The sequence below is a fragment of the Actinomyces sp. HMSC08A09 genome, from assembly GCF_001807465.1.
In the GTDB taxonomy this organism is placed as follows: domain Bacteria; phylum Actinomycetota; class Actinomycetes; order Actinomycetales; family Actinomycetaceae; genus Actinomyces; species Actinomyces oris.
In genome coordinates, this window is the sequence record NZ_KV789151.1 from 52,333 (window position 1) to 56,259 (window position 3,927).

The 3,927-nt window shown below is 68.2% G+C and carries 5 protein-coding genes; 4 read left to right on the forward strand and 1 reads right to left on the reverse strand.

Annotated elements, in window-relative coordinates; genetic code table 11:
- Positions 1 to 636 (reverse strand): Clp protease N-terminal domain-containing protein (locus HMPREF3165_RS13945; RefSeq protein WP_305366991.1); only part of this gene is annotated, 636 nt, incomplete at its 3' end.
- 244 nt (positions 637 to 880) lie between these two features.
- Between HMPREF3165_RS13945 and HMPREF3165_RS11045 the strand changes: the two genes are divergently transcribed.
- The 4 genes from HMPREF3165_RS11045 to HMPREF3165_RS11060 all read left to right on the forward strand — a co-directional run bounded on the left by HMPREF3165_RS11045 (position 881) and on the right by HMPREF3165_RS11060 (position 3,778).
- Positions 881 to 1,567 (forward strand): hypothetical protein, encoded by a 687-nt coding sequence (locus HMPREF3165_RS11045; RefSeq protein WP_070513483.1) that lies wholly within the window; start codon positions 881 to 883, stop codon positions 1,565 to 1,567.
- A gap of 143 nt (positions 1,568 to 1,710) precedes the next feature.
- Positions 1,711 to 2,430, forward strand: a complete 720-nt coding sequence (locus tag HMPREF3165_RS11050) for a hypothetical protein (protein ID WP_070513485.1) — start codon at positions 1,711 to 1,713, stop codon at positions 2,428 to 2,430.
- A gap of 374 nt (positions 2,431 to 2,804) precedes the next feature.
- Positions 2,805 to 3,572, forward strand: coding sequence for a hypothetical protein (locus tag HMPREF3165_RS11055; protein ID WP_070513488.1), 768 nt, complete (start codon positions 2,805 to 2,807; stop codon positions 3,570 to 3,572).
- Complete coding sequence (locus HMPREF3165_RS11060) at positions 3,569 to 3,778, forward strand: helix-turn-helix domain-containing protein (RefSeq protein WP_003788881.1); 210 nt, start codon at positions 3,569 to 3,571, stop codon at positions 3,776 to 3,778. Before HMPREF3165_RS11055 ends, HMPREF3165_RS11060 begins: the two co-directional genes overlap by 4 nt.
- Positions 3,779 to 3,927: the final 149 nt, after the last annotated feature.

The window sequence follows — 3,927 nt, forward strand, 5'->3', positions numbered from 1 at the left end:
GAGGACGGGGTTGTTCTTGGTGCGCCGGGACAGGACCTGCACGACGCGGCGGATCTCGGCGTCGCGGCCGATGACCGGGTCGAGGCGGCCCTCCCGGGCGGCCTCGGTGAGGTCGGTGCCGTACTTCTCGAGGGTCTTGTAGGTGCCCTCGGGGTTGGCGGAGGTGACCCGCGAGGAGCCGCGGACCTGGGGCAGGGCCTCGATGAGGGCCTCCGGGGTGGCGCCGGCGTCGGCCAGGATGCGGGCCACGGTGGGGGCGGAGCCGGAGGTGTCGCCCTTGGCCAGGCCGATGAGCAGGTGCTCGGTGGAGATGTACTCGTCGGACAGCTCCTTGGCGACCGTCGAGGCGGCCTCCAGGGCGGCCAGCAGGGAGCGCGAGGGCTGAGGCTGGGTCATGGAGGAGCCCGAGGAGGTGGGCAGCTGGGTGAGGATGCGGCGCGCGGAGGCGCCAACGGCCTGGCGGGCCGCCGCGTCGGGGCAGACCGCGGCCAGGAGTCCGGCGGCGACGCCGTCGGGCTGGGAGAGGAGCTCAACGAGCAGGTGCGCGGGCTCGATCTGGGGGTTGCCGGCCGCGGCGGCGGCCTGCATCGCCCCAGAGATCGCCTCCTGCGACTTGGTGGTGTAGTTGGTGTCCATGCGGATCTCCTTCAGAGGTAGTGACGTGTTGCGTCTTCTGGTCACCACAACCTTCGCAGAGTTGAGTCTATTCCACTCAACTTCTGAGACCGGCAGTGACGTGGACTACTCCTTGGGGCGCTGCAGGAGACACTCCGCCGGTCATCGCGCCGACCTGCAACATGCCAACCAACCGCTTGAAACACCGTTGTTCCACGACGCCGCTATGGTCACATCACGACCCTGCCCTCACCCCGGAGACCTCATGAGAACCACGCGCGCCACCCTGGCCCTGGCCACCATCCTCATTCTGGCGGGCTGCTCGCAGACCAGCCCCTCATCGGCGGGCTCGGCCGCAGCGACAGCGACCGGATCGGGCCCCGCGGCCGCGGCGACGTCGTCGAGCGGGGGCGGCGCGAGCGCCTCCGCCAGCACGACCCCCTCCATCCCGGCGGGGCACCAGGCGGTCACCGCACCGACATCCGGCCTCACCTTCGCGATTCCCGAGGACTGGGAGGACCTCAACGCTCTTCCCGAGGCCCAGAAGGCGCTGCTCGCCCGGGCCCAGGGGGTGGACCCCTCCACCCTCACCCAGCGCCTGAGCAGCACCGACGCCTTCTACGGCCGGTTCTCGCAGAACGGTGGCCTGTCCTTCAACAGCGTCGCGGTCGCCAAGGAGGCCGAGACCTCCTCCACACCCCCGTCCCAGGCGAGCCTGGACGAGATCATCACCCGACAGGGAGGCACGCCGACGGGCTACTCCACCAAGCCGTCCACCTACGGGCAGGCCGCCGTCGACACCTCCACCGCGCAGGTTCAGGGCACCCAGACGGCCGGTGCGGTAGTCGCCGTTCCGACGTCGTCGGGCACCTACGTGCGCATCGCTGTGACGGCCGGCAGCGCCGAGGAGGTCGACACCATCGTGTCCACCATCCTGACGACGGCCCACTGACGGGCAGAGGCGACAGCGAGCCTGTCACGGCGCAGTGACCGCGAGCCCTCCTTCAGTCCACGATGGGGAAGCATCCCCATCGTGCGTTCCCACCAGAACGTGATGCCCTAGGGAGCACACTCGCACTCACACACTGGAGCATCATGAAACCCGTACGCACCGCTGCGACCCTGCTGGCCGGCCTCGCCCTGACAGCCGCCCCCATTCTGACCGCCTGCTCTCAGAGCACTGAGGGCTCCGACTCCTCCAAGTCGGCCGCCTCCGACAGCTCGGCAGAATCGGACAAGGGCGACGACAAGGACAGTGACACCAAGGACAGCAAGAAGGATGCCGAGGCGGACAAGACCAACAAGGGCGACGACAAGGCCTCCGCCAGCGCCTCGGCCAGTGCCACGCAGAGCGACCTCCCCAAGGCGACGCCCGCGGGCTATCAGGAGGTCACCGCCCCCACCGTCAACCTCACCTTCGCGGTGCCCGAGGGCTGGCAGGCCACCCCCCTGGACGAGACATCCGACATCTACTACAAGGCCCCCGACGACGGCTTCACCCCTTACCTCGGCAACGCCAACGTCTCCAAGACCACCATTCCCGCCACCAAGCCCCTGACCGAGGCCGAGCTGAGCCCCGCCCTCACCTCGATCCCCGGAGCGACCTCGACCGGCTACTCCACCGAGCAGACCGCCAATGGCGAGGCGGCCGTGCTCAACTACACCGCGAACATCGGGGGCCAGACGATCAACGGCGCCCTCATCGCAACCCCCACCAAGGAGAAGGGGAAGTACGCCATCATCTCCGTCAACGCCGGTTCCAGCGGTCAGTCCATCGATGAGCTGAAGACAACCATCCTCGAGACGATCCACTGAGCACCGCACGTGTCACTCCGGGCGGAGACTTTCTCTCATGTCCGGGCCTGCGTGGGAGGGGACATGCCACGCAGCCGGGGGCTTTCTCGTGCGGCCGGGGGCATTCGACGCCGTCGGGGACAGCAATCCCGTCCCCGCACGCGCAGGATGTCCCCGGCCGGAAGTTTCCGCACCCGACCGCGCGCAACGTCTCCCATCGCGTGCAATGCCCCCGCCGCGCACCACCTCCCCGGCAGTACGCACAACCTCCACCTGACGCCGTCGGCAATGGCTGAACGACAGAACCCCACCCCGGATGAATGCTTGACACGGGCGAACCTCCAAGCGCAACATATCGACTATCGATACATCGTTAATCGATATGGAGTGTCATCATGACGACCAGCACTGAAGCCGACTCGGACACCATCCCCGGCACCGACCTCGACGGCGGGGTGACCGCCGACCAGTCCCCAGCGGATGACGCCGGAGTCACCCCCGGTGCCGACGCCGGCGTCGGCACCGGCAGCCTGGCCTTCACCTCATTCCTGGTGTTCCTGCTGTGCCTGTCCCCCTTCTACACGCTCGGCTCTAACCTGTGGGGCCTCATCGACGGCCGCGGACTGCTGCTGGAGTTCACCGACAGCGACCCCGCCTTGGACCAGCAGTTGTCCTTCAAGCACGCGACGATGGAGATGCTCGGCGGCTACTCGGTGAGCCACGGGATTCTGCATGGGATGTCCGGCGGCGCGCGTTTCCTCGTCGGCCTGGTTATCGTCATCCACCTCCTCCTCATCGCGGCCTGCGCCGTGGCCTTCGTCCGGTTCATCGCCGCGATCCGCCCGAACCGAGCAGGATTCGTCGACCACCTCTTCACTCGGGGCGGTCACCTGTTCTGGCTGCTCTTGGGACAGCAGCTGAGCGCCTTGGCTCTGCACATCTCAGGCATGGCGATCTCGGACGAGTACCTCACCGGCGCCCGAGCAGACGGAGAGCTGACCGGGTTCATCCCCACCGGCAACGACATCCCGACCCTCAAGAGCATCATCATCCTCATCCTCGCCATGCATTTGCTACTCGCCCTGCACCGCGTGTACCAGCGCGCCGGCAGGCTGGCCGCGGAGAACACCGTGCTGCGCGAGGAGACCGAGGGGCTCGTGTGAGTCGCGTCGTCTGCCACCTCGATGAACTGCTGGCCGCCCGCGGGATGACGCTCGTGGAGCTCTCCGAGAAGGTCGGGGTCACCACCGTCAACCTCTCCGTGCTCAAGAACGACCGCGCCAAGGCCATTCGCTACTCCACACTCTGCGCCATCTGCGAGGCCTTGGGGTGCTCGGTCGGAGAGCTCCTGGAGGTCGTGTCGGACTGACCCGCCCAGTACGCGTCCCCGGCGCCCCTCCCGGCGCCAGTCCTCGCCGTCGGGGACACTCCGCGCGGCCGGGGACTTTTCCTTCCAGCCGGGGGCTGCGCGGGAGGGGGCACTCCACACGGCCGGGGACTTTTCCTTCCAGCCGGGGG